The following is a 14971-nucleotide window of genomic DNA, read 5'->3' as shown; positions in this document are numbered from 1 at the left end:
GGCTCAGGCCGGTATCGTCAGGCCCCTGGCCACCGCCCGGCGGGCCACGAAGGCTTCCAGCACCCGGCCGACGTTCTTGTAGCGGGAAAACTCCACCAGCTCGCCCGCGCCGTAAAAGCCCACCAGATTGCGCACCCAGGGCAGGATGGCGATGTCGGCGATGGTGTATTCGTCGCCCATCACCCAGTCGCGCCCTTCCAGCCGCTTGTCCAGCACGCCCAGCAGGCGCTTGGACTCTTCCACGTAGCGGTCGCGCGGACGCTTATCCTCGAAGTCCTTGCCGGCGAACTTGTGGAAAAAGCCCAGCTGGCCGAACATCGGCCCGATGCCGCCCATCTGGAACATGACCCACTGCAGCGTCTCGTAGCGCCCCGCCATATCCGCCGGCAGGAACTTGCCCGTCTTGCCGGCCAGATAGATCAGGATGGCGCCGGACTCGAACAGGCCCAGCGGCTTGCCCTCGGGACCATCGGGATCGAGAATCGCCGGAATCTTGTTGTTCGGGCTGAGCGAAAGGAATTCCGGCGAGAACTGGTCCTTGGTATCGAAACTGACCCGGTGGGCCTCATAGGGCAGCCCGGTTTCCTCCAGCATGATCGACACCTTCACCCCATTGGGCGTGGGCAGCGAATACAGCTGGATGCGGTCGGGATGCCGGGCGGGCCACTTCTTGGTGATGGGAAAGGCGCTGAGGTCGGCCATGCGGGGGGCTCCAGAGAGGACGGCGGGAAATTGCTGCGGCTAATCCTAGCGCAAAACCCCGCCTGCCGGTGGCCGGCCGCCGCCGGCTCCGCTACTTCCAGCGTTGCCGCTGCCGATGCCGTTCGGCCGCGCGCCGGTAGATTGCCCGGTCCCGCGCGAACTCGTACCGCGCGCACGTGGTTTTCATGGCGCCAGTAATGGCCCACGGTAAACGTCTGCATCACCCGATCGTTCCTGAGCACAGGGCAACGCAGATCGGGAAGATTCCCGTTCTGAGCGCCGCGCCCGATGTGAAAGAACACGGAGGCATCGCCCCAGGGAACCGTGACCGCGCCGCCCGGCCCGTCATGCACGAAAAAGCGCACTTGCCGGGTATTGCGGTCGAAGCCGACGCTTCATCCCTAACGCAGGTCCTCGGGATTCATCGACGCGTCCCGCACGTATTTGTCGCCAGGCTCGGGCTGCAGCGTGGTCTCGATCTCGGGGGGAAACGCCGGGATCTTGCTGGTCTGCATCACCATCCAGCGCATGATGGCGTGCAGGTAGTTGAACGGAATCAAGGTCAGGTACATGAAGCCGGGGCCGCGCGCGTCGTTGGCGAACACGCGCTCCTTGGAGAAGGCGAAGCTCTCGCGCTTGCCGTCCACCGGCATGCAGTACAGGACCGCGTCCTGCACCGCCTGCGGGCCTTCCTCCATGTAGCGGCGCAGGAATTCCCAGTGGGCATGGGCGTTCTCGATGCGGCCCGTGGCGATGCTGAAGGCGAAAGTCTCCTCGACCGTGACGCCGTCCCGGGCCAGGATCAGGCCGCGGATATCCCAGTTGAACCAGCCCATCGCGCCCTTTCCCCGGCCCAGGGTGAAATAGATCTTGTCCCAGGGCGCGGTCAGGATACTGCCGTCCAGCCGGAATACGTGCACCAGCCGGCGCTTGCGGTCCAGCGCAATGGGGTACCAGGTCCAGCGGAACATCTCCTTGCACGCGACCCACGCCCCCGCCGCGGCCAGCGCCGCGCACATCGCCATGCTGATGAAGATGCCCTCCCACAGGCCGTTTTCGTTGGGCAGGTCGTGCGCCAGCAGGATCCAGGCCAGCATCAGGATGCCGCCCACGCCGAAGGCCACGCCTATGCCGCCGATCAAGGCGATGAAGCCGCGCCAGCCGTACCAGCGGTCCACCGACAGCAGGGCGTTGGAATTCATCCTGACGACGCAAAGCTCGGCATGCGGCGCCACGTCCAGGCGCTTTTTCTGCGACAGGCGGTGTTCGCGGTCGAATTCCGAAAGCGGACGATTGTCGGGAAACCTGGACATCAGGCCCGTGAAATCCATCACGAGCCTCCAAGCGCCACGCGCAGGCTGTTCATTTCTTGCTGCACCCCGTAGTAATAGTCGGCGCCGGGCTGCCCCTGCAGCTTGCCCCACAGGCAGCGCTTGAGCCACTCGTCGATCTTGTTTCCCTTGAACTTCTCGATCAGCACCGCCACGATGATCAGGAACACCGCCGCGATCAGGCCCACCAGCGTGGCCGACATGGCGAAGGCGCTGATGACGATCAGGCTGAGGATACCCGAGGCGACGTACAGGCCGCCCATCAGGCCGTTCTTCTCGATCACGAACTGGTCGGTGGCCGACTTGAAATCGAACACCGCCATGATGACGCCGGTGACGACCCCGACCCGGCTACCCCAGCGGGCGAGCAATGAGCCGGTGGCGTCCAGAGACACGCCCACGCCCAGGCGCATGCCGCCGGCGGCCCTGGCCTTGAGCGCCGCGCCCAGCACGTCGGCCACCGAGCCGCCGGCCGAAGCGATGCCGACCACGAATTTCCAGCTCGCGTCGCTGCGCTCGTGCGGCATGGCCGATTCCAGGTCGCTCCAGAGCTTGTACACCGCCACCGTCTGGAACACGCAGCCGACCACGCCAAGCCGCACGTCGGTATTGATCGTCGTGCGCCAGCGCGACAACTCCCTGGCCTCGTACTGCTCGATCGTCATGGTCGTCTGCGCCAGCGCCCGGGCCCGGTCGCCGGCCCGCATGTCCGCCGGCACGCTGGCGGCGGCCTGTCTGTCCACGAGCATGAACCAGCGCTTCTTGTCGCTGCCTTCGATCTGTTCGCCGCGCACTTCCAGGCGGCGCAACTCTTCGGCCACCGCGCGCTCCATCTGGCGCAGGTCCACCCTGCCGCCATGCTGGCGCATGATTTCCCGGATCAGCGCGGCGCGGAATGATTTTCGGCCGCCCTCGACCTCGACGATCGCCACGTCCTGGCGCGACAGCAGCCCCATATACATCGCCAGCCTGCGCGCGACGGCGCTATCCACGCCCAGCCTCAGGACGTGCACCAGCGGCCCCATGATCTGTTCGAGCAGGCGTGCGGTCTTGTCCATCTGGCCTTCGCTCAGCACCTTGAGCCCGGTCTTGTAGGCCTCGTGCAGATTGCTCCAGGGAATTCCCTTCCAGTCGACGGCCGCCTCGTGCGCCTCGACGACCTTCTTGACCACGAAGTCCTGGTTGTGGAACATGGCCCGCAGCACGATGTTGCGAGTGTCCTCCGGGTTCCCTTGCAGCCAGTCGGCGTACAACTGGAAGCAGACGCGCTTGTCCTGGGTTCCGTCGATGCACAGGGCGAGAACGGTCTGGTAGACCTCGCCGCTGTCGGCGTTGTTGGCGTCGTAATTGCACTGGAACGACTCCAGCGTGTTTTCGCAGGTCATCCACGCCACGTGCGCCTTGGCCATGGGCACGATGATCCCGGCGTCGAACTTCGCCAGGCGGTCGTCGAAACCGCTTTGCCACGCCCTGCGGGCGTTCTCGTCGTAGTTGTCGAAGTATTTGCTCCAGGCGTCCCAGCGCACCTTGCGCCGCTCTTCCTCGGTCGGATGGCGGTAATTGTCGGCCTCGGCCAGGCGGCCCTCGCGGTTCTCCGGCATCAGCCAGTCCAGCAGCAACTGGCCCACCGCCAGGCCCTCGGCCCCGGCGCCGCCCGGGCCGACCGCCATGTGCGGGGTGCTGGTCCCGTAGACGGAATAGTTGGTCGCATCCTGGCCGCGCCGGCGCAGGAAGTCGCTTTCCGCGGACTGCATGACGATCTCGCTGATCGACTCGATGGACTTCGACACGGTCAGCGGCCGCAGGTCCTCCTTGTTCGAGACGAAATCATCGAAACGCATGCGCATCAGCCGCGCGATGTCCTGCAGGATTCCCGTGCCGTCCGGCAAGGCCAGCATCAGCCCGTTGCCCGGCGAGAACGCCTCGGCCGCGTCCTCGATCGGCTCGCCCATCCAACCCTTGACGTTGTAGTAGCCGACGGTGCTCCAGCCCAGCAGCTGCTGCTTGCCGTAAGGGTCCAGTTCGCGCTTGCGGTGGACCACGTAATCGGCCACCGTGTCCTTCAAGGTCTTGATGCTCTTGGCCTGCGGGTGCTTCTTGCCGCTCAGCCAGGCCTGCACGTCGAACTTGAACATGTGGCGCTGGCGCATCTCGGCGCCCTTTCTGCCCTTGTGGGCCTTGCAGACGTCCTTGGTCCATTGCACATCCGAAAACGCGAGCCAGACGAAGGTCGCGTTCCTGGCGTTGGGAATCGTCAGCAACGACGCCTTGGCCTCATGGTCCTGGGAGGCGCACGTGAACGCCCGGTCGCAATCTTCCACCGGCTTGTCGAGGTCGAAGTTGTACAGGGTGGCGTTCTCGTTGACGTAATAGCCTTTCAGCTCGGAGCGCGCTTCGTCATAGACGTACAGATAGCCGGTGCGCAGCAGACGCACGCCATAGCGCGCGCCCTCGCCCAGCGGCCGTTCGCGCAGCTCGGGCATGTCCAGGTCGCCATCGAGCGCGGGGAAGATCGCGTCGTTCTTCAACACCGCGTAGCGCAGCGGCATGATGGGCAGGCCGATACGGTGAAACGGGCAATCCTCGCCGCAATCCAGCGACGAACGCCTTCTTTCGCAGTTCTTTACTTCATCGGCCATCGGGCTCTCCAGTTCGTTCCATATCCGCGTGCACGGCGGCCCAGTCTTCGTCCGACAGATCCTGGACCGCGGCCAGGTATGGATAATCATCTTCCGGCTGCATGGCCGCCAGGCAGGCGCGCACCCGTTCGTGGCGATGGAAGGCCGGATGCACCTCCAGCCCATGCCGCGCGAACGCCTTGCGCTCCTCGAGCGATTTCAGCCCCAGGTCCCGGGCGGCGCGGAAATGCCCCATCACGGCCTGCCCCAGGGCCACGCGCCCGTCCGGAGCCAGCGTTTCCAGGCCGGCCAGCACTTCGTTCAACGCCTGCATATGAATCAGCGCGAACGACTGTTCCGCGCTCAGGCGCAGGCGCGGCGACGGCGCGGCATCCGGCCGGTCCACCGCCTGCCACGCCCCGTCCAGGCGGAACATGCAGCGCTGCACCGGCCCGCAAAGCCAGGCCAGTTGCGCCGCGTCGAGGATCCACGGCAGTTGCGCCAGCACGCGCGGATCGAAGAAACGGAAGAAGCACGGCCCCTGGCCGTCGATGTCGACGATCATGCGCGAACGGCAATGCGCGGCCACGGCGTCGACTTGCCGGTCCGATTGCAGCAACAGGCCCAGCCAGAATTCCTCGTCATCGACAACCGCCTGGTTCAGGCCCGCCAGGACCTGCGCCTTGTGCACGGCCTGCATGGCGGACAGGTCCACCAGCCTCGGCATCAGGCCGGGCATCTTCCGCAGCGCCGGCGGCACCAGGACCTCCGGCTGAACGAACGCCGGCACGCCGCGCGCGCGCTCGTCCTGGATAAGACCGAAGCCGAAGGCGTCGAACGCCTGGTAATCGAGCATGCCGCCCTCCTCTCGCAACGCCCGTTCAACTCAGCGGCACCACGGCGCCGCCGCGCTGGGCCGCGCCGCGCACGCGCGCCTCGCACAAGGGGCCGGCTTCGCTGAAGGCCAGATTCGGCTGGCTGCTTTCCGGCCCCACCCAGCTGTGCACCCCCGCCTTCAATTCCACCTTGCCCGGCGCATGCAGCTGGATGCCGCCGCCCTCGACGCGCAGATAGGCGCCGCCCGCGGTGGCCAGCAGGCGCTGTTTGGCCTCGACCGTGACGCTGGCCGCGGACGACGAGACGGTCACCGCCTTCTCCGCGGACAGCGCCATCTTCGCGTCCTGGCTGTGCAGCCGCAGCCTGCCGCCGGCGGCGTGCAGGCGCAGGCCCTGGTCCTTGACCGCGCGCGCGCCCGAAGGCGGGTTGCCCAGCGTGAACAGCACCGCGCCGGCGGCCACGCCCAGCGCCACGTTGGCGCTGCTGACCCAGTTCACGTCCGGCGCCACCTGCGCGAAGGTGCCGCCCGCCGCCAGGAAGGCGTCGGCCGGCGTGTACTGGCCGATGCCGCTGGGCGCGCTGACCTGGACATGGGGTTCGCTGTAGGCCGCCACCGGCTCGCCGGACGAATCGCCCGCGCCTTCCTGCGTCGCTTCCACCACCTCCAGCACGTGTTCGAGCGCGTCCTGCGCCGGCACGGTTTCCGGATCGTCTTCCAGCACGGCCTTCTGCCTGGCCGCCATGTCGGCCAGCTCCCTGGCCGATTCCATGGCGCGTTCGATCTGCCTGGCGGCCTCGGCGCTGTCGAGCAGCGCGCCCTCGGCGTTCTCGCGCAGGTCGGCGCTGATCAGCAGGCCGGCGCCAGCGCGCAGCGCCATGGACTCGCGCGTGGACAGCTCGGCGCCGTGGCCCAGGTCTTCCAGCCGCTCGTTGTCGCGCTGCTGCTTGATGTGCCCCAGGTTCAGGCGCGTATCGGCCTGCGTGGTGGAGGCGGTCAGGCGCGCCTGTCCGGGCGTGTCGTCCTGCACCAGCTGGTTGTAGCCGCCGGTGCCCGCACCGCTGGCCGGCAGGGCCTGGGTCTTGAAGCCGGACATCACCGCGTTGTGCGCGTGGCCGTCGCTGCCGCCGGCGAACCAGGCCGGCGCATTGCCGGTGGCGTTGGCCGCGCCCGCCTGCACCTGGTTGTGCGGCGCGTCCTCGGCGCCTTCGCCGTTGTAGAGCGCGCCCACCACCACGGGCCGGTCGATGTCGCCATGCAGGAATTCCACCAGCACTTCCTGGCCCACGCGCGGCACGAAATGGCCGCCCCAGTCGCCGCCGGCCACCGGTTCGGCCACGCGCACCCAGGCGCCCAGCTCGTCCGCGGCCGGCGCGTTGTCGTCGCCGGACGGATGCGCCAGCCGGCTGCTGGCGGCCTTGCCGCGCTGCCAATGGAATTGCACCTTGATGCGATGGTCGCGGTCGGTATGCACCGGCTCTTGCGCGCCCACCACCAGCGCGGTCTGCGCGCCGAAGACGGTGGGGCGCGGATGCAGCCGTTCGCCATGGCCGTCCCGCGTGGCCGGGCGGAACTCCGTCTCCATGCCGATGCAGGTGAACGTGTTGCGGTAGAAGTCCGCCCGATCGTGTGCGTCCGCGCCGCCGCCCTGCGCCCGGCCCAGGTCGGCGTCGAAGTTGTTGCGGGCCTGGTGGTCGATGGCGATCACCACATAGGCCGACGGCCCGCCCTGCTGGTAATGGCCGGTCAGCTCGAAGCGCTGCCCCGGCGCCAGCGTGCGCACGGTGCCCGCGCCCTCGTAGCTCTGCTCGCGCACGCGGATGGCGGCCAGCGCGTTGTGCGCCAGCCGTTCGCCCTGCGCGCCGTCTTCGTACGCGTACTGCCCGGGGTAGTCGTTGCAGGCCAGCTCGATGGCGCCCGCTTGCGCATCGGCATGCGCCTCCATCTGCGCCTGCGCCGCCACCGGCCGCGCCTGGACGCTGCGGTAGTCCCAGCTGGTCAGGCGCACCGCATTGGTCTGCCAGCGCTTGCGCTGGCTCCATTGCTGGATGCTGTCCTGCGTCTCGGTGACATCGGCGCGCGCGAAACGCACGCTGGCCTGCGGCCCGGGCTGGAACGCGCCGTTGTGGTCGGCGATGACCAGGGTGTGGCCGTCGGCCTGGTGCTCGACCCAGTAGAACAGGCCTTCTTCGGCCAGCAGGCGCTCCACGAAGGCGTAATCGGTTTCACGGTACTGGATGGTCAGGCTGCGCCTGGCGTAGGCGGCGCGGTCCTTCACGTCCCAGCGCCATTGCGGCGCCAGCGTGCCCTGCCCGTTGTAGTCGCCGAAAATGCTCTCGACGATGTCGAACACCGTCTTGTCCTGATAGGCGAAGCTGTCGCGGCGGGCGCGCAGAAAGGCCAGCCAGGGCTCCACGGTCAGGCCGTAGCGCGCCAGGCCGCCGTTGGCGCCGCGGAATTGCGCCGCGGTCACGTGGCCGTGCCAGATGCGCGGCTGCGCGCGGTCCAGCGCGGTCTGCAGGCGCAGCGTCACGGGCTGGCCCAGCAGCGCTTTCAGCGGGATATGGGCGTCGTCGGAGAGCGCCGTGAGATCCAGCCGGCAGGCGCCCGCGCCCAATTGCTCGCGCGCCGACAGCGTCTCGGCCACCAGGCGGTTTTCGCCTAGCGGCGTGCTCAGGTTCAGGAGACGGTTGGCCTGCTCGATACCGGCGGTCGACAGGCGGGAAAGTCCGGAGGAATCCTGGGGCATGGCGGCGGCTCCGGGTTCAGGTCAGGCGGTAGCGGAAGTCGCCGTTCTTGCCGGCGGTGACGCGGATGCGCGCGATGGCCTCGCCCTGCGCCATACGGCTCAGCACCTGCTCGGCGATCTGCGGCAGCAGCGTGCCGTTCAGGATGTGGTCGACGTTGCGCGCGCCCGTGTCCACCTCGGTGCAGCGGGCCAGCACGGCCTCGACCAGCGCCTCGTCCCATTCGAACACGGCGCGGTGATTGGCCTGCACGCGCTCGGCGATGCGGCCGAGCTTCAGGCCGATGATGCGGGCCAGCGCGTCGTCGTCCACGGGGTAGTAGGCGATGGTCTTCATGCGGCCCAGGAAGGCGGGCTTGAAGGCCTTGTACAGCTGCGGCGCCAGCAGTTCCTGCAGCGCCTCGGGGCCGGGCCGTTCCTCGGCGCTCTTGTTCAGGCAGGCCTGCATGATGGCCGACGAGCCGACGTTGGAGGTCAGGATGATGAGCGTGTTGCGGAAGTCGATCTCGCGGCCCTCGGCGTCGTCCATCACGCCCTTGTCGAACACCTGGAAGAACAGCTCCAGCACGTCCGGATGGGCTTTCTCGATCTCGTCGAGCAGCACCACGCTGTAGGGCTGGCGGCGCACCGCCTCGGTCAGCACCCCGCCCTCGCCGTAGCCCACGTAGCCCGGCGGCGAACCCTTCAGGCCGGAAACGCTGTGGGCCTCCTGGTACTCGCTCATGTTGATGGTGATGAGCTTGCGCTCGCCGCCGTAGAGTACGTCGGCCACCGCCAATGCGGTCTCGGTCTTGCCCACGCCCGAGGGGCCGACGAACAGGAACACGCCCTTGGGCTTGTTGGGATCTTCCAGGCCGGCGCGCGCCGTGCGCACGCGCTGGGCGATGGCGTGCAGGGCGTGGTCCTGGCCGATGACGCGCTCGGCCAGCAGCGGCTGCAGTTCCAGCACGGTGCGGATCTCGTCGTTGACCATCCGGCCCAGCGGTATGCCGGTCCAGGCCGAGACGATCTCGGCGATGACCTGGGCGTCCACATAGGCCGGCACCAGCGGCGTTTCGCCCTGCAGCGCGCGCAGCTCCTGCTGCAGCGCGGCCAGCTGCGCCTGGGCCGGCGTGGGGTCGGGCGCCTTGGCGGCGCGGCGCTTGGCGGCCGGCTCCGGCGCGGCCTCCTCGCCCGCCGTCTCCAGCTCTACGCGCAGCGCGTGGATCTGGCGCACCAGCTCGCTTTCCTGGGCCAGCCTCGCCTCGGATTCGGCCAGCGTCTTGCGCGTGGCGTCCATTTCCTCGTCCAGCTCGCGCAGGCGCGCGCCCTGGGAGCCGCCGGCGGCGGCCTCCCGGCGCAGCGCGGCGCGCTCGGTTTCCAGGCGCGCCAGGCGGTGGCGCGCCTCGTCGATCAGGGCCGGCGTGGCGCTGCGGCCCAGGGCCACGCGCGCGCAGGCGGTGTCGAGCACGCTGACCGCCTTGTCCGGCAGCTGGCGGCCGCTGATGTAGCGGTGCGACAGGCGCGCCGCCGCCACGATGGCCTCGTCCAGCACCCGCACGCCGAAGTGCGCTTCCATCAGCGGCGCCATGCCGCGCAGCATGCTGGCGGCCAGCGTCTCGCTGGGTTCTTCCACCTTGACCACCTGGAAGCGCCGCGCCAGCGCGGCGTCTTTCTCGAAGTACTTCTTGTATTCGCTCCAGGTGGTGGCGGCGATGGTGCGCAGTTCGCCGCGCGCCAGCGCCGGCTTGAGCAGGTTGGCCGCGTCGTTCTGGCCCGCCTGCCCGCCCGCGCCTATCATGGTGTGGGCCTCGTCGATGAACAGGATGATGGGCGTGGCGCTTTGCTTGACCTCGTCGATGACGTTCTTCAGACGGTTCTCGAATTCGCCCTTGACGCTGGCGCCGGCCTGCAGCAGGCCCATGTCCAGCGTGCGCAGCGCCACGCCGGCCAGCGCCGGCGGCACGTCGCCGGCCACGATGCGCAGCGCCAGGCCTTCGACCACCGCGGTCTTGCCCACGCCGGCCTCGCCGGTCAGGATGGGGTTGTTCTGGCGCCGGCGGGTCAGGATGTCCATCATCTGGCGGATCTCGGCGTCGCGGCCGATGACCGGGTCGATCCTGCCTTCGCGCGCGCGCTCGGTCAGGTTGGCGGTGTACTGGTCCAGCGCCGGCGTCTTGGACAGGCCGGCGGCCGGCGCCGGCTCTTGCTGCGCGCCCTCGCCCAGCGCCACCGACTGCCCGGCCTCTTCCGAGCCGGCCGTCAGCGCGGCGAAATCATGCTTCAGTTCTTCCAGCCGGAACGATTCGAACAGGCGCGAGCCGCGCCGCGCGAGCTGGGCCAGGTCGGGCTCGGTCAGCAGCGCCAGCAGCAGATGGCCGGAGCGGATGCGCGTGGTCTGCGTGTCCAGCGACGCGATCAGCCAGGCATGTTCGAACAAGCGCGGCAGGTGCGGCGAGAACACCGGCGTGCGGGTGTTGCCGTTCTTGAATCCGCGGATTTCCGCGTTCAGGTCGGCCTCCAGCCCCGAGGCGTCGATGCCGCTGCGGCGCGCCACGATGCTGAAGTCGCTGGCGGGCTTTTCCAGCAGCGCCAGAAACAGGTGCTCCAGGTCCACTTCGTAATGACCTTGCGCCATGCACAGGCTGGCGGCGCGCTCGGCGGCCTGGCGGCAGGTCTGGTTCAGTTTCCCGATCAGGGTTTTCAGGGGTGTGGCCATGGTGCTTGTTCTAGTGAATGGTGTGCAGTTCGTAGCTGGCGTCGTCGCGATCCGACGCCGCGGGTTCGGTGCAGAGAAAGGAGTTCCAGCCCAGGCGCGCGCCGGCGCCGCCGAGCATGCTGCCGGCCACGTCCGCCCTGGCCATCACCAGCCGCACCTCGTATTCGAAGCTCATGCCGCCGAACATGGTCAGCAGCTTCTCCAGCGCCTGCGCGCGCGCCCCGCCCGGCAGGAAATCGCCGAACGCGGCCTTGGACAGCGGGCCGATCCACAGCCGGATGCGCATGTCGCGCTGCCAGATGCGATCGCCCGCCATGGCGGACACGCCCAGCACCGCGCCCGGCATGCCCAGGCGCGTGCGATGCTCGGGCGGCACGTGGTACCAGCGGCCGACGAACTGCTCGACCCGGATGTGCACCTGAAAGTAATCGGCCAGCACCCGCTGCAGGTAGGCGGCCGACACCGGGCGCTGGCGCGCCGCGGCGGCGTAATGGGCCAGCGATTCGTCGTACACCTGGCCCTGGCCCGCGTGCAGGCGGTCGCGCAGGGCCGGATGACCGATGCCGCCCAGCGCCAGCAACAGCGGCAGGTAGTGATGGTCCTGCTCGGTCTCGTGGCGCAGCGGCATGCGGTACTTCTTCCAGGCCGCATAGAAAAGCGCCGCGGCGCGGTTCGAGAAGATGTCGAAGAACGCGCGCGCCCCGCGGTCGCGCCGGGCGCTTTCGCGGTGGCTCAGGATCTCGGAATAATGCAGCGGCAAGGCGCCCTGCGCGCCCAGCAGGCCGAAGAAGGCCGGCTCGATCTCCACCCGCCCCAGCTTGCCTTCGGCCAGCGCCGCCAGGCGCGCCTGCGCGTCGTCCAGCGCCTGGCCGTCCTTGTCGTAGGCCGTCAGGCCGGCGATCTCGCTGGCCGGAAAGCCCAGCGAAGACGAATTCAGGAAGCGCAGGTGGGCCGGCACGGCGTTGCGCGCGCGCGTGCCCTCCTGGCGCGCGAACCACAGCTCCAGCACGCGCACGGCCTGGAAGAACTTGAAGCGCTGCGGCTCGGCCAGCAGCGCCTCGATTACGCTAGGATCGCGTCGCCGTTGCATGGGGGACACCGTAGGATTTCTTCCGAGCCGCGGCGCGACAGCACCACCAGCTGCACGAAGCTGTTGGCGTGCACGTACAGGCCGAAAAAGCGGTTCAGCACCGCGACGAAGGCATGCAGGCTGGTGCCGACGAAATTGTCTTCATTGATCGTGAGCCGGATCTCGATGCCGCGCACGAAGGTGGCGAACGGCTCGCCCGGCATCCAGTGCGTGGCGGGCTTGTAGTCCAGCCCCACCAGCCCTTCGATCTGGCGGGCCGCCACCGCGGCGTGCGACAGGTCGTACAGGCGCAGCGTTTCCTTTAGCGCCGGCAGGCCGCTTTGCACCAGCGACAGATGGTTCAGCGCCAGGTGCGAGATCAGACGCCAGTGCGCCGCGCGGCCCTGCTGGAAGCGATGCGTATGGGTGGGACGGCGCAGCATGCGGATTTCGCGCGCGACCGAGCCGCCCTCCAGGAACAGGTCGCCGCCGGGCTGGCCCACCGCCAGGTGCGAGGGCAGGTCCCGGTTGGTGCAGGTCAGCTCCAGGCTCAGGGTTTCGGTCTGCGGCACGGACGGATCGAAATCGATGTCGACGATGGACAGCTCCATCTCGTAGCCCGGGCTGCGCTCGGCCACCATCGCATCGCGCCGCGCGGTCCAGTAGTGGCTGGCGCCGTCGGGCGTCTCGCCGTGGTGCAGCGAATAGAAGGGCCGGAACTCGACGACCGAATCGCCCCTGGCGTTCTGGCGCACCTGGCGCACGCGGTCGATGGAATAGACCTCGTAGCCATAGGCGCGGCGCGCGTCGGCCACCACCGGATAAGAGGCCGCGGCGTGCGTGACGCGGATGGGGTCGGCGCGCTGGGCGAACAGGTTGACCACCGGCGTGCAGCCCAGCCGGAAATTGTCGGCGGACGCCGATTCCAGCAGCCGCGCCGTATTGGAGTCGGCGCGCAGGCCGGCGACCGGCAGATGCAGCGTGAATTCGCGGACCGCGCCCAGGGCGGGCCGCAAGGCCGCCAGGTCGATGTCCACGAAATTGAATTTCTCGGCGAAGACGAAATACTCGGCCAGCAGCCGGTAGGCCGGATGCGAGCTGGCGGGAAAATCGATCAGCGCGTCCTCTTCGGCCAGGCCCACCTGCGCCAGCGGCGCCTGCGCCAGGCGGTTCCAGCGGCCGGGCTGCGTCTCCGTGTAGGCGGCCGCCGTGCGCAGGAACAGGCAGTCGCGCAGCGCCGCGACGAAGGACGGTTCGCCGTGCAGATAGACGCGCAGCCTGTCCACGGCCAGCGTGGAGAAGTTCTGCGTCTCGGCCAGGCAGGCCAGGGTCAGCGACAGCCGGCCCGTCACGCCCGGCGGCAGCGAGGTGGACGACGGCGCGTTGGCGGTGGACGCGAAGCCCGCCTGGCGGATCGCCACCGGCGCCAGCGTCACGTCGTAGGCCGTGCGGAAACGGCAGGCCACGCCGCGCACGGCATGGGACTTCAGCTCGGTGCCGCGCGGCAGGCGCACCGGCGCGGTCAACTGGGCGGCCACGCCGCCCATGTCGAACTGCGCCACCGAGCACGCAGGAAACGGGCGCAGGTAATGCGGGTACATCACCTCGAACAATGCTTCCGTGAACTCCGGATAGTCGTCGTCGAGCTTCTTGTTGATGCGCGCGCCCAGCAGGGCGAACGACTCGATCATCCGCTCCACGTGCGGATCTTCGCAGGTCTCGCCCGACAGCCCCAGCCGCCCGGCGATCTTGGGATAGCGCTGCGCGAAATCGCGCGACGAACTGCGCAGGAAACCCAGTTCGCGTTCGTAATATGGCAGCAGTTCTTCCATCTTTCCCTTCTCCGCCGGCGGCGTGGCGCCGGCGCCCGCGTGTTCTGTTGTTGGTTCAGGCGGCGGCCGCGGCCTTGGCCCAGCCCTTGCTCACCGAATACTGCAAAGTGGACGGCTGCAGCGTCGCATCGAAGGTCACCGGCTCATGCGCCGGGCCCACGTCCAGCATCGCGGTGATCGCGAAATACAGCACCGACGTGGCGCGGCCATCGACCTGCAGCATGACCCGCACATGCGTCAGCCGCGGCTCGTGGCGGGCGATCGCCTGTTCCAGCGAGCGGCAGATGAATTCGCGGTCGTAATGGCTGGCCAGGCTCAGGCCGGAAAAATCGGACAGTCCATAGGTGAGGATGGAGCGCTGGCAGTTCGGATAGCGCTTGAGCGATTCCTCGGTGAAGACCATGCGCGTATTGAGCAGGGCCTCGATGTCGCGCGCGACGGTTTCCTTGATTTCCTCCACCGACAGGCGCCGCAGCGCATGCGGCGCTTGCCCGTCGCCGTCGAACAGCTTGTCGAACAGGCTCGGTTCGAATCCTTTCATGCGGACCTCATTCAGGAAAGGCAGCGGCCCGCGGCGGGCCGCTGCCTTTACCGTCTTACGCGGTCAGGTTCAGACCGAATACGTCTTGTCGTTCTTGGTCAGGCTCCAGGCGCCCTGGGAGTTGCCGCCCTGGTTGCCGCCGACCTTCTGCTGCGTGTACTTCCACTGCACGGCGGCGTACTTCAGCGAGAACGATTCATGCGGCAGGCCTTCGCTGACGACCTCGGGGGCCACGCGCGAGATGATCACGTACTTGAGCTTGATTTCCAGGTACTTGACGCGGTTGCCCTCGCCGTCGGCGCGCAGGAAGTCGATGGTGACTTCGTCGAAGGTGGTGCCGCCCGAGGCGTGCTGATACAGCAGCGGGCTGACCACGTCCAGGTCCTTGGTGAAGACCATCTCGCCATGCTCGGTGCGCTCGGCCGTGTGGCCGCCCGAGGTCGAGGCGGTAGCCGAACGCGGCTGAATGATCTCGTGGCGCCACGATCCGACTTCGATCCAGTCAGGGTGGTCCTTGTCCTGGGATTCGCCCTTGAGCGCAGGATTGCCGAATTTGACGTAGATGTCCTTCATTAATAGCCTCTCCAGTAAAAAATCAT

The 14971-nt window shown here is 68.2% G+C and carries 10 protein-coding genes; all 10 read right to left on the bottom strand.

Features of this window, described 5'->3' with window-relative positions; all coding sequences use genetic code 11:
• Positions 1 to 3 precede the first annotated feature (3 nt).
• The 10 genes from AC1IQ6_RS03630 to AC1IQ6_RS03585 all read right to left on the bottom strand — a co-directional run bounded on the left by AC1IQ6_RS03630 (position 4) and on the right by AC1IQ6_RS03585 (position 14945).
• Positions 4 to 702, bottom strand: a complete 699-nt coding sequence (locus tag AC1IQ6_RS03630; protein ID WP_485865863.1) for a glutathione S-transferase N-terminal domain-containing protein — start codon at positions 700 to 702, stop codon at positions 4 to 6.
• A 401-nt stretch (positions 703 to 1103) separates the two neighbouring features.
• Positions 1104 to 2033, bottom strand: coding sequence for a DUF6708 domain-containing protein (locus tag AC1IQ6_RS03625; protein ID WP_111825876.1), 930 nt, complete (start codon positions 2031 to 2033; stop codon positions 1104 to 1106).
• Positions 2033 to 4672 (bottom strand): T6SS effector BTH_I2691 family protein, encoded by a 2640-nt coding sequence (locus AC1IQ6_RS03620; protein ID WP_111825877.1) that lies wholly within the window; start codon positions 4670 to 4672, stop codon positions 2033 to 2035. Before AC1IQ6_RS03620 ends, AC1IQ6_RS03625 begins: the two co-directional genes overlap by 1 nt.
• On the bottom strand, positions 4662 to 5507 hold the full coding sequence (locus tag AC1IQ6_RS03615) for a DUF4123 domain-containing protein (protein ID WP_485865862.1): 846 nt from the start codon (positions 5505 to 5507) through the stop codon (positions 4662 to 4664). Before AC1IQ6_RS03615 ends, AC1IQ6_RS03620 begins: the two co-directional genes overlap by 11 nt.
• A gap of 25 nt (positions 5508 to 5532) precedes the next feature.
• Complete coding sequence (locus AC1IQ6_RS03610; protein WP_485865861.1) at positions 5533 to 8235, bottom strand: type VI secretion system Vgr family protein; 2703 nt, start codon at positions 8233 to 8235, stop codon at positions 5533 to 5535.
• A gap of 16 nt (positions 8236 to 8251) precedes the next feature.
• Positions 8252 to 10930: a type VI secretion system ATPase TssH gene (gene tssH, locus AC1IQ6_RS03605; RefSeq protein WP_485865860.1), complete on the bottom strand. Its 2679-nt coding sequence runs from the start codon at positions 10928 to 10930 to the stop codon at positions 8252 to 8254.
• A 10-nt stretch (positions 10931 to 10940) separates the two neighbouring features.
• Positions 10941 to 12029 (bottom strand): type VI secretion system baseplate subunit TssG, encoded by a 1089-nt coding sequence (gene tssG, locus AC1IQ6_RS03600; RefSeq protein ID WP_485865859.1) that lies wholly within the window; start codon positions 12027 to 12029, stop codon positions 10941 to 10943.
• Positions 11993 to 13831: a type VI secretion system baseplate subunit TssF gene (tssF, locus tag AC1IQ6_RS03595; RefSeq protein ID WP_111825881.1), complete on the bottom strand. Its 1839-nt coding sequence runs from the start codon at positions 13829 to 13831 to the stop codon at positions 11993 to 11995. The genes tssG and tssF overlap by 37 nt, the downstream gene beginning before the upstream one ends.
• 55 nt (positions 13832 to 13886) lie before the next feature.
• A complete protein-coding gene (gene tssE / locus AC1IQ6_RS03590; protein WP_102774070.1) occupies positions 13887 to 14372 on the bottom strand; it encodes a type VI secretion system baseplate subunit TssE in 486 nt (161 codons plus the stop codon).
• A 69-nt stretch (positions 14373 to 14441) separates the two neighbouring features.
• Complete coding sequence (locus AC1IQ6_RS03585) at positions 14442 to 14945, bottom strand: Hcp family type VI secretion system effector (protein ID WP_006384074.1); 504 nt, start codon at positions 14943 to 14945, stop codon at positions 14442 to 14444.
• Positions 14946 to 14971: the final 26 nt, after the last annotated feature.

It is taken from the genome of Achromobacter sp. MUI-25009338 (assembly GCF_057359325.1).
Note: the sequence above shows the minus strand (reverse complement) of the source record. Positions and strands in the feature narration are given on the sequence as shown.

Coding starts and splice junctions, on each gene's coding strand:
- AC1IQ6_RS03630 (WP_485865863.1), bottom strand. CDS start 702: ATGGCCGACCTCAGCGCCTTTCCCATCACCAAGAAGTGGCCCGCCCGG.
- AC1IQ6_RS03625 (WP_111825876.1), bottom strand. CDS start 2,033: ATGGATTTCACGGGCCTGATGTCCAGGTTTCCCGACAATCGTCCGCTT.
- AC1IQ6_RS03620 (WP_111825877.1), bottom strand. CDS start 4,672: ATGGCCGATGAAGTAAAGAACTGCGAAAGAAGGCGTTCGTCGCTGGAT.
- AC1IQ6_RS03615 (WP_485865862.1), bottom strand. CDS start 5,507: ATGCTCGATTACCAGGCGTTCGACGCCTTCGGCTTCGGTCTTATCCAG.
- AC1IQ6_RS03610 (WP_485865861.1), bottom strand. CDS start 8,235: ATGCCCCAGGATTCCTCCGGACTTTCCCGCCTGTCGACCGCCGGTATC.
- tssH (WP_485865860.1), bottom strand. CDS start 10,930: ATGGCCACACCCCTGAAAACCCTGATCGGGAAACTGAACCAGACCTGC.
- tssF (WP_111825881.1), bottom strand. CDS start 13,831: ATGGAAGAACTGCTGCCATATTACGAACGCGAACTGGGTTTCCTGCGC.
- tssE (WP_102774070.1), bottom strand. CDS start 14,372: ATGAAAGGATTCGAACCGAGCCTGTTCGACAAGCTGTTCGACGGCGAC.
- AC1IQ6_RS03585 (WP_006384074.1), bottom strand. CDS start 14,945: ATGAAGGACATCTACGTCAAATTCGGCAATCCTGCGCTCAAGGGCGAA.